This is a genomic window from Streptomyces odontotermitis (genome assembly GCF_050510915.1).
In the GTDB taxonomy this organism is placed as follows: Bacteria; Actinomycetota; Actinomycetes; order Streptomycetales; family Streptomycetaceae; genus Streptomyces.
Genome location: NZ_JBNJLS010000006.1, coordinates 89119 through 112232, shown reverse-complemented (window position 1 = coordinate 112232; position 23114 = coordinate 89119). Strand labels below are relative to the sequence as shown.

Below are 23114 nucleotides of genomic sequence, written 5' to 3'. Positions count from 1 at the left end.
GCGGCTCGTTTACGGGCTGTGACGGAGCACGGGCTGACAGCCGCGACGGCGGAAGCGGGAGCGGAACGGGTACTGGCCGAACGGGTACTGGCGGCGAGCGCGAACGGACGGCTGCCGCTCACGTTCGCGCTGCTGGCGTTCGTCGTGGTGTTCCTGGTGACCCGCTTGATCACGCGCATGATCCGGGCCGGGCGGGGGCCGTTCCGCAATGTCAGCTCCGGCGGACTGCACATCCACCACGTGGTGCCCGGCGTGATCCTCACCGTCATCGGGGGCTTCTGGGCGGTCGGGGTGTCCGGCGACGACGGCTTGTCCCGCTGCCTGGCCGCCGTTGTGTTCGGCACCGGGGCCGGACTCGTCCTCGATGAGTTCGCGCTGATCCTGCACCTGCAGGACGTCTACTGGTCCAAGGAGGGACGCGCCTCCGTCGAGGCGATCACCCTCACCGTGGCCGCGGTCGGGGCCGTCCTGCTGGGCATCACCCCGCTGGGCATCGACTCCTTCGGCGACCTCGCGACGACCGGGCGCGGCTGGTGGATCACGGCGATCGTGGCGGACGCGCTGTGCGCGGCGGTCGCGTTCGCCAAGGGGAAGCTCCGGCTGGGGGTGCTCGGTCTCTTCGTCCCGGTCGTGGGCACGGCCGCGGCGATCCGCCTGGCCCGGCCCGGCTCTCCCTGGTACCGCCGCTTCTACCGCGACCGCCCGGCCAAGCGGGCCCGCGCCGAACGGCAGACCGCCCGGCACGACGCCCGCTGGGAGAGGTTGCGCACCTGGTTCCAGGACACGATCGCCGGAGCGCCGACGGCGACGCGGGCTCCGGACGACGCCGACGCACACCGTCCTCCCCCTGAGGGCGACCGGGGCTCGGGCAACTCGGACTCGTGAAGGCCGGGTCGGAACGGGACGGGTCGGGCAGGTCGGGACGGGCCGGGACGGCACGCACCGGGCCAGGGCGCGCCGATGCCCGCCCGTCATCGACCGCCGTCCGCCTCGGCGAGCGACGACGGAGCACTCCGGCCCTGGTGGCCCTCGAACCAGCGGGCGACGGGCTCCATCGTGACGCCGTGCAGGATGATGCTCAGCAGGACGGTCGCACAGGTCACGTTGAAGATGAACACCGCGCTGTCATAGGGCAGTTGGACGTACGCGAGGAGGGCGAAGACGATCGAGGTGACCCCGCGGGAGCCGAGCCAGCCGACCGCGCCCCGCTCCACCCGGCCGAAGCCCATGCCGCCGAGCGCCGCGTACACCGGCACGATCCGGGCGACGGTGAGGGCGAGCAGCGCGTAGCCGATGACGGGCCAGGTGACGCCGCCCTGCGCGAAGTCGTCCGCGGTGAGCTTGCCGAAGGCGAACCACACGGCCAGGGCCATCACTTCGACCGCGTCGTGGGCGAGTTCGAGGTTGTGGTGGCCGATGGCGTGCGCCGTGTGGGCGTACCAGAGGCCGGTCACGAACGCGGCGACGAAGCCGTTGCCGCCGATCGGCACCGCGGCCGCGTACGCGATGAAGGGCAGCGTCAAGGTGGCCAGTCGCAGCCCGGCGGGCCGCGCCCATCCTGCCTCCAGGGCGCGCCGCACCAGCCAGGAGGCCAGGAACCCCAGGGCCGAGCCGACGAGCACCGCGTACACCGCGCCCTTCAGGGCGTTCAGCACGAGATCGGTGAACGTATCGCCGTGGGCGGAGACGACGTTGGCCACGCAGAAGGCGAACAGCGGGGAGATGAGCCCGTCGTTGAAGCCGCCCTCGATGTTCAGCGCGGCACGCACCCGCAGCGGCACCCGCGCATCACGCAGGAACGTGGCGATCGGGGCGAGGTCCATGGGCATCACGACCAGTGCGGCCACGGCCAGCAGCCACCAGCTCGTGCCCGGGAAGAGCGCGGCGCCGAAGAGGCTGGTCAGCCCGACCGAGGCGGGCAGCGCCAGGCCGAGCAACCGGCCCTCCCCCACCGACTTGCCCAGCCGTTCGTAGTCGCGGGCCTCGGTGGCGTCCGTGAACAGCATGACCGCCAGGACGAGTTCGACGCCGCGCTCGAAGGCGTGCGTCTCCAGGTCGAGCTGGACGGGCGGGTGCTCACCACGAGTCAGGACGATCCCGGCGAGCGCGAACGCGAGGGGCGCGGTGACACTCCACCGCGCAAGCCGTTCCGACACCAGGGTCCACACGAACAGCAGGGACACCAGAAGGAGAAGAGCGAACACGGCGACTCACAGGAGCGGTAACGAGAGAGAACGAGAACGGGGCAGGCCAGGGGCGTCCGGCCAGTCTCCGCTCCCGCCGCCGCGGCCCACGGCAGCCGCGCCCGGGCCATCACCCGGAAGGGACACCGCCCCGGCTGCGCCGCACGCTTCAGGGCTGAGGGTGGAGCTGCTCGATCCGGTCGCGTCTGGTGTACATGTCCCAGTACTGCTCGGCGAGGTCATCGGGGTCGACGACCGGGAACTCCGCGGTCGAGCCCGCGGGGGTGCCGGATCGGGCGACGAGTGCACTCAACTCGCTGCGGGCGATCGATGCGCCGACGGAGAGGGTCCCGATGTAGATGCCTGCGTCGGCCAGTTCGCCGTGGAGGGAGTAGAGGTAGTTGCGGGCGGCGGCTCCCACGGGAGCCAGTCCGCTGAGACCGGGCATCGGGTGGACCGCCGAGACGCCGGTGGTCAGGAGGAAGGCGCCGTCTCCCCGCTCGGTCCACTCCGGCAGTACGGCGCGGACCACCTCCACGGGGGTCAGCAGGAACATCGGGAGGCCCTGCTCCAGGGAGGCGGCGTCCGTCTCGGCGGCCGGGGCGAAGCTCTGCCCGGCGCTGAACGGCCCGTACTCGATCACGTCGATGCGGCCGAAGCGGTCGCGGATGCTCGCGATCAGCGCGGGTACATCGGCGGGCCGGGACAGGTCGGCGATGAAAGCGGCTGCCTCGATGCCGTCCTTCGCCAGGCCCTCGACGAGCGCGTCCAGACGCTGTCGGCGGCGCGCCACCAGGGCGACACGGAACCCTTCACGGCCGAAGCGACGGGCGACGGAGGCACCGAGACCGGTACCGGCCCCGAAGACGGCGATCACTTTGGACATGAGGGGCTCCTTGCTCTCTGCGTTTCGGCGTTTCGGCGTTTCGGCGTTTCGGCGTTTCGGCGTTTCGATATCTTGACCCTTGGGTCAACTTACTTTTCGACGGTAGCATGCAAGTTGACCTGAGGGTCAAGTTCTGTTCGACGGCCGGGGCCAGGAGGAATCACCGGATGCGGGCCGACGCGCAACGCAACGCGGAGAAGCTGCGAGCAGCCGCCGCAGAGCTCTTTCAGGAGCGCGGCCTGCAGGTGCCGCTCAAAGAGATCGCCCGCCGGGCAGGAGTGAGCCACGGGACGCTCTACAACCTCTTCGGCACGCGCGAGGCCCTCATCGACGAGGTGGTCACCGATCGTGCGGCGCGCCGCCTGAACGAGGTCGCCGAGCAGGCCCTGTCCCAGGAGGACGCCTGGGAGGGATTCGCGTACTACGTCGAGAAGCTCTGCGAACTCCAGGCCACCGACCCCGCCGTCGCCGACGTGGTGAGCGGCCGCTACCCGGGCGCCGAGCGCCTCATGACCGCCTGCGGCCGGACCATGGGCGCCGCGCAACGGATCGTCGAGCGGGCCCATGAAGCCGGCGTCCTGCGCCCCGACTTCACCAACGCGGACCTGGTGTTCGTCTTCGCCGCCAATGCCCTGCTGGCCCGGGCGACCGCCGAGGCCGCCCCGGACGCCTGGCGCCGACAAGCCGCCTTCCTCCTGGACGGCCTGCGCACCGAGGCCGCCCGCAGCCCCTTGCCCGCGAGTCCGCTGACCGGGCAACAGGTCCACGACGCCCTGGGCAGCCTGGGCAGCCCGGGCGACAAGACCTAGGCAGGACGGTCGAGGGTGGCAGGCGGCAACCGCCTAGCCGAACGCCGCCCTGAACCGCTCCCCCAGCCCCCGCAGCCGCTCGACCGGCTCGTTGGCGAAGACCAGGCGGACGTAGTCGTCGCCGCTCGGGCCCCAGCCCGTCATGGGCGTCGCCGCCACCTGTCCGCGGTGGAAGAGGCGGTGCGAGGCGTCGGCCGGGGGCAGGCCGAGTGCGGCGGTGTCGACGAGGAGGGACCAGCCGCCGTGCGGCCGGACGCAGGGGTAGTCGGCGAGCTCGTCCAGGATGAGCGCGCAGCGCTGCTGCCAGACGCGGGTGGCGGCGGCCACGTCGGCTTCGGCGTCGGGCGCGTCCAGGGCGGCGGCGACGGCCTGTTGGGCGATGCCGACCTGGCAGACGACGTTGGTGAGGCCGACGAGGTGGACATCGGCGATGATCCGCGCGGGGCCGACGACCCACCCGACCCGCCAGCCGATCATGCGGAGTTCCTTGGAGGCCGAGCCCACGGTAAGGGTGCGGTCGGCCAGGGCCGGGTGGGAGGCGGGGTGCGCGGGGGCGCGGCCGTCGAAGCGGATGCGCTCCATGGCGGCGTCGTACACGATCCAGCAGTCGTGCTCGACGGCCTTGGGAGCGAGGGCGTTCCAGTGGGTGTGGTCGAGCAGGGCGCCGGTGGGCATGGCCGGGGACATGGCGAGGACCGCGGCCGTGTTCGGGCCGACCGCGGCCGCGAGTTCGTCCGGGTCGACGCTCCAGCCGTCCTTGGTGGGGGTGCCGCGCACATGTCGCGGCACGCCGCCGACCAGCCGGATGCGGTTGACGAGCCCGGCGTAGATCGGGTCGCAGACCACCACTTCCTGGCCCGGCTCGACGGTCGCGAGCAGCACGTTGAGTACGCCGTTGAGGCCCCCGGCGACGCTCAGGCACTCGGTGGCGGGGTCGTAGGGGACACCCGCGATCCGGCCGACGTGCGCGGCCGCCGCGGCTCTCAGCTCGGTCTTGCCCTGGAAGGGCAGGAAGCTGTTGGCGGCGTCGTCGTCGATCGCCACGTGGGTGACATCGAGGGCGACTTGGGGTGGTCGCAGGTCGGTGTCGAGGTTCTCCAGGCGCAGCAGGTCCGGGTCGTGAGCGGCATCGGCCGCGTCGCCCATCGCGTCGACCCCGATGCCGGGGATGTGGCGCAGCCGCGACACGCTCATACGGATCCCTCCAGGACGTGGACGTACTCTGGCTGGGGCACGCTGCGTTCCGTAAACAGAACGCACACGGGTGACAGTAGGACGGCTGTACGGTTCGGTCAACGGTGCTGCGGCGCAGGGGACTTGGCCGCGTCGAGTGGAGTGCGAGTGCGAGGGCGGCAGCAGGGCCAGGAGCGGCGGAAGGAGTCCGTACGACATGAGTGATCTCCCCGAGCAGGTGGGGCGCCGCTTGAGCCAACTCCGCGACGAGCAGGGGATGTCCCTCTCCGAGCTGGCCCGCCGCGCCGGAATCGGCAAGGGCACCCTGTCCGAGCTGGAGAGCGGCCGCCGCAACCCCACCCTTGAGACCCTGTACGCCCTGACCACCGCACTCGGCACCCACCTCACCGCTGTCCTGAGCGCGCCCGTCGAGCACGCCGAACTCTCGGGCACCGCCGTGGATGCCCGGCTGATCGAGCGGTTCGAGGACGGTGCGGCGGTCACGGAGGTGTTCCGCATACGGATCCGGGCGGGGCAGCGCCAGCAGTCGGGCGCGCACACCGCCGGCGCCACCGAGCACCTCGTCGCCGTCACCGGGACCGCAGTCGTGGGTCCGGCCACGGCGCCCCTCCAGGCAGGCCCGGGAGAGCACGTGGAGTGGGCGGCCGATGTGCCGCATGTGTACGGGGCGCCGTCGGGGGACGTGGAGGCCGTGTTGGTGGTCCGGTATCCGACCACCAGGACCGCCTCCACGCCCGCCGACCGGCATGTGGAAGGCTGACGTGATGCGTCAGCCCAAGCCCCGCACCGTCCTCATATCCCTGGCCGCCGTCATCGCCCTCTCGGCCGCCGCCACCACGGTGCTCGAATCCGCGGCCTTCCCCGACCAGGCCGACCCGAAGGCCCAGAAAGCCTATGACCGGGGCTATGCGTGGGTGAAGGCGCGCACCGCAGCGGAACCAGAACCCGGCCCGACGCCGACCACCACGGCCACCCGCACCGCGGCACCCGCGCCGTCCCCGGCAGAGGCCGACTCCCCGCTCCCCAGAGGCCCGGCGACCGACTCACTGGACACGACGGTCAGGGCCTATGCCACGGCACGATCAGTCCTCGAGTTCAGAGCCGTCAGCAAGAGCACGGGCAAGGCGGACTACCAGGAAATCTGCGACAGCTACGCCTCGACACCCGAGTACACCGGCAGCCTTGCGACGCAGTACCGGGACGACTGGGCGCGCGGCTGCCGCGCGGCCATGCAGCCATGACGGCCGCGCGCGGAACCAGTTGGCTCCGACAGGTATCTCTTCCTCGGTAAAGGAGTTCAGGAGTGCAGGCGATGCCCTGAGAAGAGGAGCCGTTACGAATGGTGCGTCGAGTTCGTGTTCTGCTGTTGACCGCCCTCCTGTTGGTGACGGGCACGGTGATGTCGTCCGCGCCGGCCTCCGCCGTCATCGGCGGGTCCAAGAGCGCCTACGCCCCCTGGGCGGTGCGCATGCTCGTCGACGGCAAACCGACGTGCACCGGGACGGCGGTCACCCGCCAATGGATCATCAGCGCCTCGCACTGCTTCTTCGAGCAGGGCCAGCCGGTCGCCGACAAGCGGATCTCGTTCCGCGTCGGCAACCTCGACATGCGCAGGGGCACCACGGTCCGCCCGCTGCGCGGCAAGCGTGCGGGGAGCGCACGCGCGGACATGCTGCTCATCAAGGTGCCGCGGATGAAGGTCCGGCCCGCACGCCTGGCCACCACTGCCGTCCACCCCGGCCTTGACGTGCGGCAGTACGGGTGGGGAGCCACCTGCACCGACGACGAGAACACCTGCCAGTCCCCGGTGCTCAAGCAGGCGCACCTGCGGGTCGTCCGGCCCGACGATCCCCGGTGCAGGGGCTACACCACGCCGGGCGGCTCGGACTTCTGCATGAAGAAGGTGTCCGGGATCCCCGCCGGGGGTGACTCCGGAGGTCCGGTGGTGAGCATCGCCCCGCACGGGAAGGAGACCCTCCTCGGGGTCTTCGACGGCTCCGACCGGGACAAGGTCGCCGAGGCCGGGGAGATCTCCCAGCAGCTCTCCTGGATCCGTTCCGTCACCCGGCGCTAGCGCGGGAAACGGGAGTTCGGGATGCGGGAGCCGCACGCCTCACCCGTGCGCCCCGCTCCGCGGGTACGGTCGCCGCGTAGTGAAGTACATCTAGGGGGACGTAGTGGCTCATTTCCATGTCAAGCACCTGCCTGGCGGGGCGATACCCGACGGCGGTGTCGCGGCCTGGCCCGTGAGCGGTGCGGAGCAGTGGCGGAGGGCACGGCTGCCGGTCATCTTCGCCCCGGGGGCGGGCAGTTGGGCTCTCGCGGCCGTGGTCCTCACGGCGTACGTGATGACGGTCGCCGCCTCGTCGACGGCAGCGGCCTGGCCGGGCACCGGCGGCAGCGGGACGGACTGGCTGCGCTACCCCGCCGCGTTCCTGCTCCTGGCCCTCCCCCTCTGGTACCGGTTCCTGCCGGTGGCGGCCGCGGTGGCCTCCGTCGGCGTCGCGGCCGACGCGGCCTCCGCCCTCTCCTCCACCCCATCCCTCGGTGGTACGGGCACTGCCGGATACCTCCTCGAACTGGGCGCGTGCGCCTGGGCGTTGGCGGGCAGCTGTCTTCGGCTGCGCGCCCGGCGCCGCCAGCGGCGGCTCGCCCTCGACGCGGCGGGCAGGCGCCGCGTCGACCTTCCCGACGGGGTTCCGGAGACGGACGGCCGCCGCGGCCACTTCCAGGTCTATCTCGGTCTCGCGCTGTGTCTGATCGCGGCCGGTGTCCTCACCGACGGCCTGGTCAGCGATCTCCACGCGTCCGGCGCCGCGTCCCCGTACGACGCCGTGGGACACCAGAGCGTCGCGCTGCTCCTCGCCGTCCCCGGCAGCACCCTCTTCGGCCGGGGCATGACCGCCTCCCGGGCCGCCCGCCGACTGCACGACGAGCCGCAGCCCGCCCTGATCGTGGGCGTGCGCAAGGGCCCCGGCGGGCGGCACTGGCTGTACCCGGACGCCCGTACGACATCGGGGCGGCCCCTCATCTCGTACGTCCCCGGGGACCGGGAAACCCGCGACGGCGTACGCCTGTTGGGCAGCGGCACGGCGTACGGCGCCGGGAGCGGACACCACGACATCGACGCGGCCCACGAGCCCTTCGAGGCGATCGTCTACGGGCCCTTGCACGAAGGGGCCGAGGTGGTGGTGGAGTGCGCCCTCGTGGAGTACCACGCGCATCAAGGGGAGGCGGGGCAGATCCGCACCCGCCTCGTGTCCGCCGTGCTCCGGCCGCAGCAGCGCCACGGCCTCGGCCCGTGGACGCCGGCCGACGCCGCCGAGCGGGAGCGCGCCAGGCGGCAGCAGGCCCAGGCGGAGGCGGAGCGGTACAAGGAGGAGCAGCGCAAGGCCCGGTTGCGCCAGGAGCAGTTGAGGAAGGAGCGCCAGGCCCGCGGACGGGCCGCCCGGCCCCGGCCGTCCGAGCGCAACCGCTGGGGAAGCAACAGCGGTGGCGGGTGCGGGGGCGGCGTCTGGGACGGAGGCTCGGGCGGCGGTTCCGGCGACAGCGGTCACGGTTCCGGCGGCCACAGCTGCGGCGGGCACGGCTGCGGGAGCAGCTGTGGGGGCGGCTGCGGGGGCGACTGAGGAGGGGGGGCCGGTCATCAGCCTCAAGGGCCGGACGTCAGTCCCACTGCTCGTCCGCGAGCGAGGTGACCGGCTGCGGCTTGCCGATCACGGCCAGGGCGATGAAGAAGCCGATCTGGCCGATGGCGATCGTGAGGGTGGCCAGCGCCTTCTCGTCGTAGTGCTCGGCCACCTCCGCGTACAGCTCGTCGGAGACGCGCTCCTGACCGTGCGGGGCGGGCTGGAGGGTGGCCTCCACCAGCGCGAGCGCGGCACGCTCCGCGTCGGTGAAGTACGGGGCGTCCTGCCAGGAGGAGACGGCGGTGATGCGCTCCTCGGACTCTCCGGCCTTCCGCAGGAAACCGGTGTTCAGGATCGTCAGGTAGGTGTTGTTCACGATCTGCCCGGCGCGCAGGTGGACGAGGTTCATGGTGGTGCGCGGCACCGAGTGGTTGCCCGTGGCCTTGAAGAGGGCCGCGCTGATGTCACTCAACTCGGGCACGAACTCACCCGGGTTGGGCATCCGGGAGATCGAGGGCTTCGTGGTGGGCGCGGTGGGCGATGTGTTGGGGGTGTTGGGGGTGTTGGGGGTGTTGGGGGTGTTCGTCATGGCTGGGCTCCTTCGCTGTGGTCCGACGGCCTGATCGGCGTCTTCACAGCACTGACGGATGCCCGCGCGCCGATGTGACCGGAGTCGGGGAAATTTCTCCGGCAGGCGCTGCCGCGCTCATGTCCGCCCACGTCGGACATGCCCTTAACCGGCTTTGAGGTGATCTTCAACGGCGCCTTAAGGATCACTGGTCGGGCGCTGTGCGGGCGATTCGGGAGGGTGTCGGCCTCTAGGTTCTGCGCTGTGAATCTCAAGGCAGCTGACTCAGACCTGACGGCGTACCCCGCGCTGTCGTCCTACCTGAAGCAGACAACTCCCGGTGGGTCCGCGACGGCCACCGTGACGCTGCCTCCGGTAGGACCTCCGCTCACGGCGCCGCGCACGGCGCCGTCGTCCCACCGCAAGAACCGCAAGGACAACAACCGCAAGGACCCGAAGGGGCCGAAGGGCCGTCATCGCATTGCGCCCGCCGCGCCCCGGCGCGACCGCCCGGCCTCCTCCACTCCGGCCGTGCCTCCGATGCCTCCCGTTCCTCCGATTCCCACGGCGCCTCCTGCGCCTCCGATCACCGCACCACCGACCACTACGCCACCGGCCGCGTCCCCGCTCACCGCACCGGTCACCGCGCCGGTCACGGCACCGGCCGCGAGGCGCCGCTCCCGACGGCGCCCACGACGCGCCCGGCCCTCCCGCTACGGGTATGCCGCGGCGGCGGCCCTCGCCGTCACCACGGCCGCGTTCCTCGCGACGTCCCGCAGCCCGGAGCCCTCGGCCCCCGAGGCCGCGTCCGGGAACCGCCAGGCGACCCCCAGCCCGGACACCTCGCCCGACACCCCGCCCGAGGACACCGGCCAGCCGTCGGCCGACAACCCGGCACCCACCCCTCCCCCGGCCCCCACCCGCAAGCCGGCCGCGAAGCCCGGCCCCACGCAGCACCACCGCCCGGCGCCGCCGGTGTCCAGTCCGCCGGGCTCGCTCTCCGTCGGCGCCAGCGGCGACTCCGTCGTACGGGTACAGCAGCAGCTCCAACACCTGCAGCTCTACATCGGTCCCGTGGACGGCTACTACAGCAGCGATGTCGCGTCCGCGGTGGCCCGTCTCCAGCAGGCCCGGAACATCCACGAGCCGCTCGGCGTGTACGGGCCCGTCACCCGTGCCGCCGTCGACACCGAGGCCCCCGTATAGAGCCCGGCGTTGATGTGGCCGTTGCACCACAGGGTCGGGAGAGCGTGATCTGCTCCTTGAGCTGCGGGACGGCATCGGCGATCTGGGGGGGGCGTCGGCCTCACCGAGATCGGCCAGGGCAGCGATGAGGTCACGTTCGACGGCTTCCAGCCACGCCGCGTCGTGTCCGAGCTGTCCGGCCAGCACCTTGCCCAGGGCGGCGCGTTCGCGGGCCGCGACAGTGCGGGCGGTGGACGCTGCCACCACCGGCGCCAGGGCTTTCGGCACCACGAACACGGTGCGGCGCATGCTCAGCATCCGCACCAGGCTGTGGTCCTCGTAAAACGCCTGCTCCACCGATGTCGCGCGGACGGACGGTGCGAGCAGGCGGCGACGGACCAGCATGGCGCGGCGCTGCCGGTCGCTGCTCCTCGGGCGGGTGGTGGTCATGGCGGACGGGCGCTGTGTCAGCTGCGCACTGTTCGGAAGAAGGCGCGGATGTCGTCGACGAACAGGTCGGGCACCTCGAACGCGGGGAAGTGCCCGCCTTCGGTGTGCTCCCTGAAGAAGGTTCCGCTGTCGCCGGGGCCCAGGACCTTGCGGACCAGCGGGTCGCTGTAGAACAGCGAGGAGGCCATGGGCACAGTTGAGGGGCCGCCCCAGCCCGGGTTGTCGGCGTGGGCGAGTTCCCAGTAGAAGTCGCCCGCCGCGGGGCCGGTCCGGGTGAACCAGTAGAGGCTGGCGGTGATCAGCACGTTCTCGCGGCTGATCGGTGTGGCGGGGTTGGCCCACTGCACGAACTTCTCTGCGATCCAGGCCAATTGCAGGATCGGCGAGTCCGCCAGACCCGCCGACAAGGCGTTGGGCGCGGTCGAGTGCAGCACCCGGTAGCCCTTCATCTGCGCCCAGCTGTGCTGCGCCGCTTCGAGCTCGGCCTGCTCCTCCTGGCTCAGGCCGTCCGGCACCGGGAGGTCCTCGCCGACCATGCCGAGCTGGAGCCGGTCACCATGGGTGTGCGCGCCGATCACCCGGTCGGGCAGCAGCATCGCCATCCGGCCGGTCACGCCGGCGCCGAGGTCTCCGCCTTCCACACCGAAGCGCTCATAGCCGAGGCGGGTCATCAGCTCGCCGAAGGCCAGGGCCGTGCGCTCCAGGTTCCAGCCGCGTGCCGAGAGCGGGCTGGAGAAGGTGAAGCCGGGCAGCGAGGGAATGACGACATGAAACGCGTCGGCCGGGTTCCCGCCGTGCGCACGCGGATCGGTCAGTGGCCCGCTGGCTTCCAGGAACTCCACGAACGAGGTCGGGTAGCTGTGGTTCAGCAGCAGCGGTGTGGCGTCCGGCTCCGGCGAACGGATATGCAGGAAATGGATGGTCTGCCCGTCGATTTCGGTCAGGAAGTGCGGGAACGTGTTCAGCCTGGCCTCGTGGGCACGCCAGTCGAACCCATTCGCCCAATAGCCGGCCAGCTCGTGAAGGTAGGCCGACGGGATGCCGTGATCCCACTCGGATTCGGCGCCGGGCACCGGGTACGGCGACCGCGTACGGGCCAGTCGGTCATGCAGGTCATCGAGATCGTCCTGCGGGATCTGGATCCGGAACGGGCTGATGTCAGCACACATGATCCTCAAAATATGGGCGTTCCCGGCACATCGCCTGCGCTGGCTTCGGCGAGCGGACCAGTCGTGATCACTGTTCGGGCGCCCGCCCATCGGCGCGGGACCTGGGAGCCTCGGAGCGGGGGCTTGAAGCTGCCGCAGCGGAAGCCTCTACCGTCCTGAGCAGAGCCGGAGAATCCGGCCCGGTGAAGCACGTGTGGGGGGGGAGGCGGCGATGGCCTGGCCGATCGCGGAGGTCGCCCGGATGTCGGGGGTGACGGCCCGGACGCTGCGGCACTACGACGAGATCGGTCTGCTGCCGCCGGCCAGCATCGGGGCCAACGGCCACCGCTACTACGAGGAGCGCCAACTGCTGCGGCTGCAGCAGGTTCTCGTGCTGCGGGCGCTGGGCGTGGGGCTCCCTGAGATCGGCCGGATCCTGGCCGCGCAGGTCGACGAGGTGGAGGCCCTGCGGGGCCATCACCGTCGGCTGCTCGCCGAGCGCGACCGGCTGGATGTCCTGGCCGGCTCCGTCGCCCGCACGATCGCCGAACTGGAACAGTCCAGGAAGGACGGCACAGACATGATCAGCATCAGCCGGCCGGAGAACCTGTTCGAGGGCATCCGGTCCGCCCAGTGCATGAAGGCCCTGCACGGTTTCCCGGAGCTGGTCGGGGCCGTCGAGCGGCATGGCGCGGCGTCGAGTGCGGCAGAGAGGGAGGCCGACGAGCGCGAGCGCACGGCGCAGATGATCCGGCTGGCGGAGCTGCTGGCCACCGGCCTGCCCGCCGACGCCGCCGAGGTGCAGGCCGAGATCGACACCCAGTACCGCACGCTGGCCCGGATCCGGGCGGCCTCCGCCGAGGAGTACCGCGCGATCGGGCGTACCTGCGTGGAGAACGAGCACTGGCGCGCGGCGTACGAGGGGATCGCGCCGGGCCTGGCCGCATACCAGCGCGACGCCATCGACGTGTATGCCGCGACCCGGCTGCGCTGAGCCGGGACCGGGCCGCCGCAACGGGGAGCGGCGGCCCCTGCCGGGTCGTGCTCCTCGGACTTCAGCCCGAAGAGCCCGAAGAGCACGAAGAGCCCGAGGAGCCCGAGGAGTACGTCATGCCTCCTTGCCCATCAGGTGGGCGAAGACCACGACGTTGGAGTCCCAGTGGCGGTCCTTCGTCAGATCGCCGCCGCAGGTGATGAGGCGCAGCTCGGCCTTGTCGGTCTTCCCGTACACCTTCTGCGTGGGGAACTGGTCCTTCTTGTAGGTGTCGACCTCGTCGACGGCGAACACCGCCGTGGTGCCGTCCGTGCGGTGCACCTCGATCTGCTCGTACTTCTTCAGCTTCTTGAGGTTGTAGAAGACGGCCTCGGGCGTATCCGGGGTGTCCATGTGGCCCGCGATGGCGGCGGCGCCGGTCTGGCCCGGGGTGGGGCCGTTCTTGTACCAGCTCGCTTCCATCGGCTTGTCGAACGGCGGTGTCTGCATGGTGCCGTCGGAGGCGAGGCCGACCGAGTCGAGCTTCGCGTCGACGCCGATGTCCGGGATCTCGAGGTGGTCGGGCACCGAGGCGGGCAGCGAGGACGTCTTGGTGATGTCGGCCTTGGACAGGGCGGCGGCGTGGTGCGCGCCCTTGTCATCCTTCGACGACGAGCAGCCCGCCGCCAGGCCGACGGCGAGCGCGACGGCGGCCGTCGTGGCCGCCGCGTACGGGACGCGGCGGCCACGACGGCTCCTGCGGACCGCCTCAGCCATCGTGGCGACGGCGGCGCAGCACGCCGGCTCCGGCGAGGGCGGTCACGCCGAGGCCCGAGGCGAGGGCGATGCCCGCGATGTTGCCGGCTTCGTGGCTGTCGGCGACCGGGGCCATGCCGGTCTGGACGGAGCCCTTGGGGGTCTTGTACTGGCCGGGACCGACCGGCTTGACGGCGTTGTTGTGGGTGCCGTGGGAGGTGTTGGTGCCCGCGCTGCCCGCGCCGACGCCGAACTTGAGGGTGTCGACCTTCTGGCCGTCGGCATAGCCGGTCACGCCGTAGTAGCCGGCCTTGGTGTTCTTCGAGACCGTCGCGGTGCCGTGCCAGGCGCCGTTGACGCCGCGCACCGGCTTGAGGACGACCTTGCCGCCGTCGAACGCGTCGGACTTCACGTACACCGAGCCGGGCTTGAGCTCTCCGGTGCCCTTGATGTCGAGGCCGACGTGGTCGCCGGGCTTGCCGCCGTCCGTCGACATCGAGAAGGTCGCCTTGCCGGGCTGCGGGGTGGGCTTGCTGTCGGACCACGTGCTGATGGAGCCCGTGGTCTGCGCGCCGGTGTCGCCGAAGTTCGCCGTCGCCGTCACGGGGTACGTGCCGATCTTGACGTCCTTCTTGACCGTGGCCGTGCCCGTCCACGTGGTGCCGCCGGTGGAGTGCAGGCTGACGGAGCCGAACGCGTCCGAGACGACCTTGACGCTCCGCGCCTTGTCGGACGTCGTCGCGCTGATCTTGACCTGCTCGCCCGCGCGGAACCCGGTCGCGTGCGCCGGGCTCGACAGGTGCAGCTGCACCGACGCCTTGTCCGACGGCGTCGACGCGGAGGCCGACGGCGAGGACGGATCGGGCGACGGCGCGTCAGCGGCGAACGCGGCCGCGGGGGCCGCCAGGGCTATGGATGCCGCCAGACCGACGGCGGAGATGGTGAATGCCTTACGCATACTGAATGAGCCTCCCCTGGCTCCTGGGAATTTCCCGTGTGTGGTGCCGGAATTCCGACACCCCTGATGATGCGCAGGTGGGCGGCTCAGGTTGCAGGCAGTCGAAGGCCGTAAAAGTCCCCAAGGACCAAAGTCCCTGCCCTACTCGCGTGGACCCACCAGGGGCGAATTCCCGTATCAATGAATTCTGTTTGCCGCCGCTTTGCGAGGAGATTAGGGCCTTAAGTCCCTGGGGATTTTGACGCGTCGCTGATGTCGCCTGGTGTTGTGGGAGTTGCTGCTGCCGCTAGCGCTGGCCGTAGACCGGGGTGCGGCTGGACTCCGCGGGCTGCTCGGGGAGTTCGAGGCCGGCGATCTCCTTGCGGACGTCGGCGGCGGGGCGCAGCCCCCAAGCGGTGAAGTACGCCGTCAGGTCCCGCCCGGCCGCCTTGCTCGCCTCGACCATGAAGAACTTCTTGCGGGCCGCGTCGTCCCCGGCACTGTCCTCGGCGGCGGGCCGGGCGGCCGTGTGCAGCCGGTGGTAGAAGGCGTCGCCGAACAGGGTGCGCAGCTGCTCGAACATCACGAAGCGGCCGAAGTGGTATTCGCTGCTCTGCAGGCTCCCGGTGCCCGTCGCGCTCCCGGCGGCATCGAAGTCCCGCTGGTGGTCGGGGAGATCGAGGTACTTCAGCGCCAGCTGCCACTCGGCCGGCCCGGCGTGCCCGGTGTCCTTGGGGTCGGCGCCGAAGGCCCGCATGGCGGCGAGGGAGTAGATGTTGACGGTCTGTTCGGTCATGGGCTGCCAGGTCCACCGGGACATCTGGCGCTGGTGGCCCATCTCGTGCCACAGGCCCCACGAGTGCTTGAGGCCCTTGGCGGTCAGGAGTTCCTCGCTGCCCCAGCTGGAGGGCCAGGCCACGCGGTAGTCCGTGGCGTTGGCGGTGTAGCCGTTGCGGAACTCGACGATCTGCTGGAGCAGCGGGCTGCCCGCGGGCTGCCCCTCGCCGCGCAGACCGCTGATCCGGTCCTCCTGCTCCGCCACGGTGTCGTAGGTCGTGAGCAGTTCGTCCTGGCTCGCCGCGGCCTGCTGCCGCGCGGTGTCGCGCAGCACGGCGAGCTGCACGTGCCGCCCCCGCAGCTGGGCGTAGGGCGCGGTGGCCGCCTCCAGCATGGTCTGCCACTGCTTGTGGGTGGTCTTGCCGAGCACGTAGTACGGGAGGGGGCGCGCCGTCTTTCCGAGCGTCACCGTGACCTTGTGCCGCTGCTTCGCGGGGCGGTCGTCGACATAGCGCAGGTTGATGACCCCGCCCCGGGGATCGGTGACCGTGGTGCGCCCGGCCTTCAGCTCGTACGTGCGCGGCTCGGGCAGATCCTGCAGCTCGTGGTCCGGGTTGCGCATGCCGTGGTTGCCGATCACCAGCTCGGGCGCCGGGTCGCCCCGCTCGGTCCGCTGCACGTCCACGACGAGCTTGTCGCCCGCGTTCACCAGATATCCGGTGGGCCGGTAGTCGGGCAGCATCATCCAGCGGCCGAGCCGGTCCTGCTCGGCCTTCGACGACGGCAGCGGACTCCAGCGCAGGGTGCGCTTCTGCGGGAACGCGCGCTCGGCCGGGGCGCGGTACACCGGCGCCTTCTCCAGGGTCCAGCGCTGCTCGGCCCGGACCGGCTGCGCCTCCACACCGTTGACCGTGGCGGTCGCGGTGGCGGTGACCGTCAGCGTGGCGGGCTTCGCCTTCGGGGCCGCCTTCGGGTCGGCCTTCAGGTCGACGGTGATCCAGTCGCTGTAGCTGCCGTCGCCGGGTGCGGACCGCGGGGGCGTGCAGGTCACGCCGGTCTGCGTCGCCGTGCAGTAGTTGCGCCACGCCCCGTGGTAGTCGGCCACGACCGCACCCTCGGGCGCCGCGATCCTGGTGGTGATCTTGTCGGCGGCGGCCGGGCCGTCGTTGTACACGTTCAGCTTCATCTGGAAGGTGTCGCCGGGGGCGATGTACTTGGCGGCGCCGTCCGTGTCGACGACCACGCGCACCTGCGCCTCCGTGGGCGGCTCGGTGGCCGCTCCCGTCGCGGACGGCACCGCGAGCACGCACAGCAGGGCCGTGGCCCGTCTCGAGTTGAGGATCATGGCCAGATCGTGCGGCGCGCGCGGACCCGCCCACCGCGGAAGACACCCCGCCGACTCCATCCAGGCCGGATCTTGAACCGAACGGCCTCGGCGATTGCGCCGGTTGCCGCCACGGCGCCGAGGCGACCGAGCCCGCTGTACGCCAGCCGCGTCATCGACGCCCGGCTCAACCTGCCCCCACGGACTCGCCCGCGATCTCACGGTCTTGCCCACGGCCATCGTGCCGCGCCCGCCGGATTCCACAACTCCGGTTGACAGTTCCCGACCCCGCAAACCATGATTCCATCACTCAGCTAGTGGAATCAGCGAAAGGGGGAGGCGTGCGAGGTGTTGTACCTCAGGGCACGGGCGGCTCGAGGTGGGCCCTGGAGGCCCGGGGGCTCGGGAAGAGATACCGCCGGGGGCGGGCCCTGGAGGACTGCTCCGTGCGCATCCCTGCCGGGCGCGTCTGCGGGCTCGTCGGGCCCAACGGGGCGGGAAAGAGCACCCTGTTGAAGCTGGCGGCCGGGCTCATCGAGCCGACCGAGGGCGCCCTGCGGATCTTCGGGGTACCGGGCGACCAGCCCGCGGCCATGCGGCGGTTCGCCTATCTCGCCCAGGACAAGCCGCTGTTCAAGCGCTTCACGGTGGCCGAGTGCCTGCGCATGGGCCAGGAACTCAACCCCGACTGGGACCAGGCGTCCGCCAAGCGGATCGTACGGGCGGGGCAGGTACCCCTCGACGCCCGTGTGGCCACGCTCTCGGGCGGCCAGCGCACCCGCGTGGCGTTCGCCCTCGCCCTCGGCAAGCGGCCCGACCTGCTGCTCCTGGACGAGCCGATGGCCGATCTCGACCCCGTCGCGCGGGACGAGATGTCCTCGCTGCTGATGTCCGAGGTCGCCGAGCGCGGCACCACCGTGCTCATGTCCTCCCACATGCTCAGCGAGCTTGAGCACATGTGCGACTACCTGCTGGTCGTCGCCGAGGGCCGCGTCCGCATGGCCGGTGAGGCCGACGAGCTGCTGCCGATGCACACCCTCGTCACCGGTGTCCTCACCGACGAGGGCCTGCCGCCCGAGCTGAACCGGCACACCCTGGTCGAAGTCCGCACGGCGGGGCGGCAGTTCACCGCCCTGGTCCGCGCCGAAGGACCACTCAGCAAGGAGTGGCAGCTCGCCGAGCCGAGCATGGAGGAAGTGCTCCTCGCCCACCTCCGCTCCCCCGAGGCTCCCGCAGTGATCACGCCGACCGCCACGCCGCCCCTCGACCACCTGGAGAACGTGGCATGAGCACCACCCTCTCGCCCCGCGCCGACGCCCCGCTCGACCCCGCCCCCGCCAAGCCCCGCCGGCTGCGCGGCCTCGCCTGGCTCATGGTGCGCCAGCACCGCGCCGCCGTGCTGGCCTGCGCGGCCGCGACCGTCGGCGGCGCCCTCTGGATCATCTCCAAGCGGGCCTCGACGCTCAGCAGCCTGCACGCCGCCGGCTGGCCCGCGAAGCCGCTCGGCTCCCTCGACGCCGACGTCATCAACCGGGCCAGCCAGAACATCACCGACGTCGGCGGCTATCTCTTCTTCCTGCCGCTGCTGCTCGGCGTGTTCTTCGGCGCCCCGCTCATCGCGTCCGACCAGGAGCACGGCACGGCGCAGCTGGTCACCACCCAGTCCGTGTCCAAGCGCCGCTGGCTGCTGTGGAAGCTGGGCTTCGCCCTCGCGCTGGTCACGGTGACGACCGCCGTCCTGAGCGCGCTGTTCACCTGGTGGTGGCGGTCCGCCGCCCCGCTGGCGACGTACAGCTGGCTGGACGACGCGACCTTCTCCACCACCGGTCCGGTCCTGGTCGCCGCCGCCCTCTTCACCACCTCGCTCGGCATCCTCATCGGCACCCTCGTGCGCCGCGCCGTTCCCGCCATGGCCGTGACGCTCGGCGTGACGGCCGTGACCCGCCTCGTGGTCGAGCACTTCCGGCCGGACTTCGCCACCCCGCACCGCGCCGCGTTCCCGCTCGACACCGATCCGCCGGCCTGGCTCGCCGACGTGACGCAGGTGGACCAGTGGATCGGCACCGCGTCCGGGAAGGTGTACGGGTACGGCACCTGCACCACGGCCAAGTCCCCCGAGGCGTGCCGCGACAGGCTCGGCATCGTCAACTCGGTCTGGGACTACTTCACTTACGGGCAGCTGGGCGGCATGCAGTGGGTCGAGGCGGGGATCTACCTCGCGCTGACCGCCGTACTGATCACGCTGTTCCTGTGGCGGACCCGGCGGCACGCGCTGTAGCGGATCGGACGACATAGGCTGCCGCAGACAACAGACGAGGTCGGCAGTCGGCAGTCGGCAGTCGGCAGTCGGCATCTCCACATTCGGCAAACGGCAAACGACGAGGTGAAAGGGGGCGGGTTCGGTGGTCGTGTTCCGCATCGAGCGCCGCGGTGGCCTGCCCGCCTACCTTCAGATCGTCCATCAGGTCGAACAGGCCCTGCGCATGGGGGCGTTGGCCGAGGGGGACAAGCTGCCCACGGCGGCCCAGGTCGCGGCCACCACGAAGGTCAACCCCAACACCACCCTGAAGGCATACCGCGAGCTGGAGCGCTCCGGCCTGGTCGAAGTGCGCCAGGGCGCGGGCACGTTCATCACCCGCTCCCTGGCCACCCCGCAGACGGCGCCGGAATCCCCGCTGCGGGCGCGGCTCGGGGAGTGGATGCGCGAGGCCAGGGAACAAGGGCTGAGCGAACACGACGTCACCACCCTGTTCGAGGCGGCCTTCACCGAGACGTTCCACAAGGCGCTCTAGCGCTCTAGCGCTCCAGCGACGACATCTCCCCCGCCGCGATCGACGAGGTCTTCGGCCCGGTGGCCGCCGCAGGACGCCTACGGCTCGTGACCTACACCGCCGGGGTCTCCACCACGGATCTCATCAAGGGCTGTCGCGACAGCGTCCGGCCTACTTCCCCATAGAGGGAATGCAAGCAAGTCCATGAGGACCGCTCTCCGCGCCGATGACGATGTCCCCGGCGGTCTTGTCCAGCTCCAGGTCGATCACGGTGACCGTGGAGCCACCCGTGTTGGACACGTACGCGAAGGCGGCGTCGGGTGAGGAGTTGATGGTCAGCGGGAGCGGACCGACCTCGACGCTGCCGCGCGGGACGAAGGTTCCGGCATCGGTTCCCGCCGAGAAGACGTGCACGCGTCCCGGCAAGGGGTGGGGCACGTCCCCTTCTCCTTCTCCCAGGGGCGCCGCTACGCGGATCTGGCCCGCCAGGAGCGTCCCGTCGGCGGTGATGTGGACCGGGACGGCGGGCCCCGGCAGCGGAAGGGTGCGGACGAGCGCGTCCGTGGCGGTGTCGAACACGCTCAGGTTCGGGGCTGCCGCGGGGGCGCCGCCCAGCGCCAACTTCGGTGTGGCGATGACGACATGACTGCCGTCCGGGGTGAGCGCGAGGCCCTCACTGCCCGCCACGTCGATCGTTCCGGCCAGTCGCCGCTCCACCAGATCGACGACCGAGACGAACGGCGCTTCCTTGTTGGTGGCATAGCCCTTGGTGCCGTCGGGAGTGATGGCGAACCAATGCGGGCCGGGGGCACGGGTGTTGATGCGCTCCAGCACCGTACGCCTGTCGACGTCCACGACCACCACGGCGCCGTCACCGGCTGGTCCGGCCTCGACGGAGACGTACAGCAGACCCCGGGCCGCGTCCAACGCCAGGCCGTGCGGGGCGTGTTCGGGGGCGAGGTCGATCGTGTCCACGATGCGGCGGGTGCGTGCGTCGACGACCGTGAGTTCGTGGGCACGCGGGCCCGGCCGGTCGTAGAAGCCGCTGCGGTAGGTGCTCGTGCAGTACAGCACCTGTCGGTCCGCGTCGAAGAGCACCTCGTGGGGCTGGGCGGGGAGTTCCACGTCCGCCAGGGTGTGACGGTCCAGCATGTCGATGAAGCGGAGGCTGCTGCTGTTCTGCGCGATGACTGCGAGGACGTCGTTCATGGTTCTCCCGGATGAGGGTGAGGTCGAGTGGGCCGTGCCGGTCGACGGCTGATGGCTGATGGGCGATGGGTGACGAGCGACGGCTGACGGCTGACGGCTGACGGCTGACGGCTGACGGCCCATCGTCGGCGGCCATCGCCTGATGCCTCGACGCTAGGTCCGGGGCTCGGGCAGGCACCAGTGACACCTTGGTCAACACACTTTCCGCTAGCGGCAATTCGCCTGCCGACCAGCAGCTTTGGATAATCCGTGCATGGCCCGCCTCGACCTGAATCTGCTGATCGCCCTGGACGCCCTGCTGGAGGAGGGCAGCGTCACCGGCGCGGCCCAGCGCCTGCACACCTCGCCGCCCGCGATGAGCCGCACCCTGGCGCGGCTGCGCCGCACGCTGCGCGACCCGGTCCTGGTGCGCGCGGGCCGCGGCCTCGTCCCCACGCCCCGGGCGCTCGAACTGCGCGCCCAGGTCGCCGCGTTCGTCGACGAGGGGCGCGCGCTCCTGTCGCCGCAGAGCCCGGTGGCGCCTGCCGAGCTGCGGGCCGATCTGACCGTCAACGCCGGTGACGCGCTCCTGACGTCGCTCGCCGCGCCGCTCATCGCGCGGGTACGCGAGCGGGCCCCCGGCCTGGTGCTGCGGTTCGCGCCGGACACGTACGAGAACACCTCCGCCATGCGCGACGGCACGGTCGACCTCGAAGTGGGCATCCTCGACCACCTCGACCCCGAGACCAGGACCCGCCACCTGATCGACACCGAGCTCGTCGGCGTGGTCCGCGACGGCCATCCCTTCGCGACCACTCCGCCGGATGCCCGTGCGTATGCGGCCGCCGAGCACATCTCCGTCTCCCGGCTCGGGCGCGCGACCGGGCCGATCGACGAGCGCCTCGCCGAGCTCGGTCTGCGGCGCAGCGTGCCGATCACCGTGCCCGGCTACGCGGTGGCCCTGTTCATCGTCCGCGACACCGACCTGGTCGCGCTCGCCCCGTGCGGCCTGGGCGGACGCGCGTCGAACCTGCTGGGCCTGCGCACCTTCCCGATACCGGTGGCACTCGCTCCGGTACGCCTCGGCCTGGCCTGGCATCCCCGCAGCGACCGGGATCCGGCGCACCGGTGGCTGCGCGAGCAGGTCCACGAGGTGCTGCGGGACATCACCGACGGCCTCGTCTGAGGGGCGGCTGGTCCAGAAGCCACTCGGCCACGACCACGGCCGCATCGTCCCTCAGTACGCCGCCCGCGTGCTGCTCGACCGCCTTGAGCAGGGCGTGCGGGACCTCTTCCGTGGGCAGGCCGAGCAGGGTTGCCGTATGGCGGTGCAGCGGAAAGAAGCGGCCGGAGTCGTCCCGGGCCTCGGCGGTGCCGTCGGTGTAGAGGAGGAGGCGGTCGCCGGGGCGCCAGCGCTCCCGGTGCGGCTCATACGCGGCCGGGTCGTCGTCCAGGGCGTGCGCGAGGCCCAAGGGTGGTGCGGCCGGGGCCTCCAGGGGGCTGCACGTGTCGGTGGTCAGCAGCAGTGGCGGTGGGTGCCCGAAGAGGAGGAGGCGCAGCTCTGGCCCCTCGATCTCGACCAGCGCGGCGGTCACGAACATCTCGTCCGGCTCGGCCTCCTTCCCGGCTGCCGCGTGCTGGGCGACCGCTCGTGAGCAGTGCAGGGCGACGCTCGGCAGGTCGGGTTCGTACTGGCCCGCGGCGCGGAAGGCACCGAGCACCTGGGCCGCCGTGCGGATGGCGGGCAGCCCCTTGCCGCGCACGTCACCGATGATCAGCCGGATCCGGTCGCGCAGGGCCACGGCTTCGTACAGGTCGCCGCCGATCAGCGCTTCGGCGTCGGCCGCGTGGTAGTCGGCGGCCAGGCGCAGCGGTCCGGCCCGCTCCGGCATCGGCGGCAGCACGGCCCGCTGCACGGTCACCGCCAGGCGGCGGGCCTGGCTGAGGTCTCGTTCCCGGCGTGATCGTTCCGCGCTGCCGACCAGACTGGCCAGGCACACCCCCACCACCGCGACCGTGGTGACGACGTGGTGCCGGGTGCCGAGCGAGTGTCCCGAGAGCGCGGCGACCAGGCCGGCCGCCGCGACGCCCCCGCACACGGCGAGCACCCTGCGCGGTCCGCCACGGATCGCGGCGAGCGCGGGTGCGGCCGCGAGCAGCGGTTCCAGCTCGGCCTCGGCGCCTGCCTGCCATTGCACGACGGCCACGGCCACGACGATCAGCCAGGGGAGCAGGTCCCAGAACCAGCGGCGCGCACCCATGGTCACCTGCATACACTGCGCCGCGAGGCCGCGCATGCGCTCAGGGCAGGAAGGTCACTTGATCTTCTTGAGCCT

The 23114-nt window shown here is 71.5% G+C and carries 22 protein-coding genes; 12 read left to right on the top strand and 10 right to left on the bottom strand.

The genetic code is table 11. The features are described 5' to 3' along the window. Positions 1 to 72: 72 nt before the first annotated feature. A complete protein-coding gene (locus tag ACQB60_RS19080) occupies positions 73 to 885 on the top strand; it encodes a hypothetical protein (RefSeq protein ID WP_496927540.1) in 813 nt (270 codons plus the stop codon). 86 nt (positions 886 to 971) lie between these two features. Here the strand turns inward: ACQB60_RS19080 and ACQB60_RS19075 are convergent, their stop codons facing one another. Together ACQB60_RS19075 and ACQB60_RS19070 are read right to left on the bottom strand one after the other, a co-directional pair. Next, a complete protein-coding gene (locus ACQB60_RS19075; RefSeq protein WP_496927208.1) occupies positions 972 to 2204 on the bottom strand; it encodes a cation:proton antiporter domain-containing protein in 1233 nt (410 codons plus the stop codon). Between the two features lie 148 nt (positions 2205 to 2352). Then, positions 2353 to 3069, bottom strand: a complete 717-nt coding sequence (locus tag ACQB60_RS19070) for an SDR family NAD(P)-dependent oxidoreductase (protein WP_496927207.1) — start codon at positions 3067 to 3069, stop codon at positions 2353 to 2355. A 167-nt stretch (positions 3070 to 3236) separates the two neighbouring features. Between ACQB60_RS19070 and ACQB60_RS19065 the strand changes: the two genes are divergently transcribed. Continuing rightward, a complete protein-coding gene (locus ACQB60_RS19065; RefSeq protein ID WP_496927206.1) occupies positions 3237 to 3878 on the top strand; it encodes a TetR/AcrR family transcriptional regulator in 642 nt (213 codons plus the stop codon). 33 nt (positions 3879 to 3911) lie between these two features. Here ACQB60_RS19065 and ACQB60_RS19060 read toward each other — a convergent pair whose 3' ends face one another. After that, on the bottom strand, positions 3912 to 5072 hold the full coding sequence (locus ACQB60_RS19060; RefSeq protein WP_496927205.1) for a pyridoxal phosphate-dependent aminotransferase: 1161 nt from the start codon (positions 5070 to 5072) through the stop codon (positions 3912 to 3914). A gap of 196 nt (positions 5073 to 5268) precedes the next feature. On the opposite strand from ACQB60_RS19060, the gene ACQB60_RS19055 reads away from it, so the two are divergent. From ACQB60_RS19055 to ACQB60_RS19040, 4 genes are all read left to right on the top strand, one after another. Next, entirely contained in the window at positions 5269 to 5832 is a 564-nt protein-coding gene (locus ACQB60_RS19055) for a helix-turn-helix domain-containing protein (RefSeq protein ID WP_496927204.1), read from the top strand. Positions 5833 to 5836: 4 nt separating this feature from the next. After that, positions 5837 to 6313 carry a hypothetical protein gene (locus tag ACQB60_RS19050; RefSeq protein ID WP_496927203.1) on the top strand — a complete coding sequence of 159 codons (477 nt, stop codon included), beginning with the start codon at positions 5837 to 5839 and terminating at the stop codon, positions 6311 to 6313. Between the two features lie 98 nt (positions 6314 to 6411). Next, complete coding sequence (locus tag ACQB60_RS19045) at positions 6412 to 7146, top strand: S1 family peptidase (protein WP_496927202.1); 735 nt, start codon at positions 6412 to 6414, stop codon at positions 7144 to 7146. A 103-nt stretch (positions 7147 to 7249) separates the two neighbouring features. Then, positions 7250 to 8701 (top strand): hypothetical protein, encoded by a 1452-nt coding sequence (locus ACQB60_RS19040; RefSeq protein ID WP_496927201.1) that lies wholly within the window; start codon positions 7250 to 7252, stop codon positions 8699 to 8701. A 37-nt stretch (positions 8702 to 8738) separates the two neighbouring features. Here the strand turns inward: ACQB60_RS19040 and ACQB60_RS19035 are convergent, their stop codons facing one another. Then, complete coding sequence (locus tag ACQB60_RS19035) at positions 8739 to 9203, bottom strand: carboxymuconolactone decarboxylase family protein (protein WP_496927539.1); 465 nt, start codon at positions 9201 to 9203, stop codon at positions 8739 to 8741. Positions 9204 to 9533: 330 nt separating this feature from the next. Between ACQB60_RS19035 and ACQB60_RS19030 the strand changes: the two genes are divergently transcribed. Further along, positions 9534 to 10475 carry a peptidoglycan-binding domain-containing protein gene (locus ACQB60_RS19030; RefSeq protein WP_496927200.1) on the top strand — a complete coding sequence of 314 codons (942 nt, stop codon included), beginning with the start codon at positions 9534 to 9536 and terminating at the stop codon, positions 10473 to 10475. A gap of 446 nt (positions 10476 to 10921) precedes the next feature. Here ACQB60_RS19030 and ACQB60_RS19025 read toward each other — a convergent pair whose 3' ends face one another. Then, on the bottom strand, positions 10922 to 12073 hold the full coding sequence (locus ACQB60_RS19025; RefSeq protein ID WP_496927199.1) for an epoxide hydrolase family protein: 1152 nt from the start codon (positions 12071 to 12073) through the stop codon (positions 10922 to 10924). 211 nt (positions 12074 to 12284) lie between these two features. Here ACQB60_RS19025 and ACQB60_RS19020 point away from each other — a divergent pair, with 211 nt between their 5' ends. Then, positions 12285 to 13046 carry a MerR family transcriptional regulator gene (locus tag ACQB60_RS19020; RefSeq protein WP_496927198.1) on the top strand — a complete coding sequence of 254 codons (762 nt, stop codon included), beginning with the start codon at positions 12285 to 12287 and terminating at the stop codon, positions 13044 to 13046. A 114-nt stretch (positions 13047 to 13160) separates the two neighbouring features. Here ACQB60_RS19020 and ACQB60_RS19015 read toward each other — a convergent pair whose 3' ends face one another. The 3 genes from ACQB60_RS19015 to ACQB60_RS19005 form a co-directional block, all read right to left on the bottom strand. Then, a complete protein-coding gene (locus ACQB60_RS19015) occupies positions 13161 to 13802 on the bottom strand; it encodes a class F sortase (protein WP_496927197.1) in 642 nt (213 codons plus the stop codon). Next, positions 13795 to 14739, bottom strand: coding sequence for a hypothetical protein (locus ACQB60_RS19010; RefSeq protein WP_496927196.1), 945 nt, complete (start codon positions 14737 to 14739; stop codon positions 13795 to 13797). The genes ACQB60_RS19015 and ACQB60_RS19010 overlap by 8 nt, the downstream gene beginning before the upstream one ends. A gap of 286 nt (positions 14740 to 15025) precedes the next feature. Beyond that, on the bottom strand, positions 15026 to 16840 hold the full coding sequence (locus ACQB60_RS19005) for a M60 family metallopeptidase (RefSeq protein ID WP_496927195.1): 1815 nt from the start codon (positions 16838 to 16840) through the stop codon (positions 15026 to 15028). Between the two features lie 320 nt (positions 16841 to 17160). Here ACQB60_RS19005 and ACQB60_RS19000 point away from each other — a divergent pair, with 320 nt between their 5' ends. From ACQB60_RS19000 to ACQB60_RS18990, 3 genes are all read left to right on the top strand, one after another. Next, positions 17161 to 18108, top strand: coding sequence for an ABC transporter ATP-binding protein (locus ACQB60_RS19000; RefSeq protein ID WP_496927194.1), 948 nt, complete (start codon positions 17161 to 17163; stop codon positions 18106 to 18108). Further along, positions 18105 to 19097 (top strand): ABC transporter permease, encoded by a 993-nt coding sequence (locus ACQB60_RS18995; RefSeq protein ID WP_496927193.1) that lies wholly within the window; start codon positions 18105 to 18107, stop codon positions 19095 to 19097. The genes ACQB60_RS19000 and ACQB60_RS18995 overlap by 4 nt, the downstream gene beginning before the upstream one ends. A 124-nt stretch (positions 19098 to 19221) precedes the next feature. After that, positions 19222 to 19611: a GntR family transcriptional regulator gene (locus tag ACQB60_RS18990; protein ID WP_496927192.1), complete on the top strand. Its 390-nt coding sequence runs from the start codon at positions 19222 to 19224 to the stop codon at positions 19609 to 19611. A gap of 150 nt (positions 19612 to 19761) precedes the next feature. Here the strand turns inward: ACQB60_RS18990 and ACQB60_RS18985 are convergent, their stop codons facing one another. Next, entirely contained in the window at positions 19762 to 20799 is a 1038-nt protein-coding gene (locus ACQB60_RS18985; protein ID WP_496927191.1) for a YncE family protein, read from the bottom strand. A 253-nt stretch (positions 20800 to 21052) separates the two neighbouring features. On the opposite strand from ACQB60_RS18985, the gene ACQB60_RS18980 reads away from it, so the two are divergent. Continuing rightward, positions 21053 to 21964: a LysR family transcriptional regulator gene (locus ACQB60_RS18980; protein WP_496927190.1), complete on the top strand. Its 912-nt coding sequence runs from the start codon at positions 21053 to 21055 to the stop codon at positions 21962 to 21964. Here the strand turns inward: ACQB60_RS18980 and ACQB60_RS18975 are convergent. Then, the gene (locus ACQB60_RS18975) at positions 21945 to 23039 is read right to left on the bottom strand and encodes a PP2C family protein-serine/threonine phosphatase (protein ID WP_496927189.1); all 1095 of its coding nucleotides are present in this window, start codon (positions 23037 to 23039) and stop codon (positions 21945 to 21947) included. The two genes, ACQB60_RS18980 and ACQB60_RS18975, sit on opposite strands and share 20 nt — an antisense overlap. Positions 23040 to 23114 lie beyond the last annotated feature (75 nt).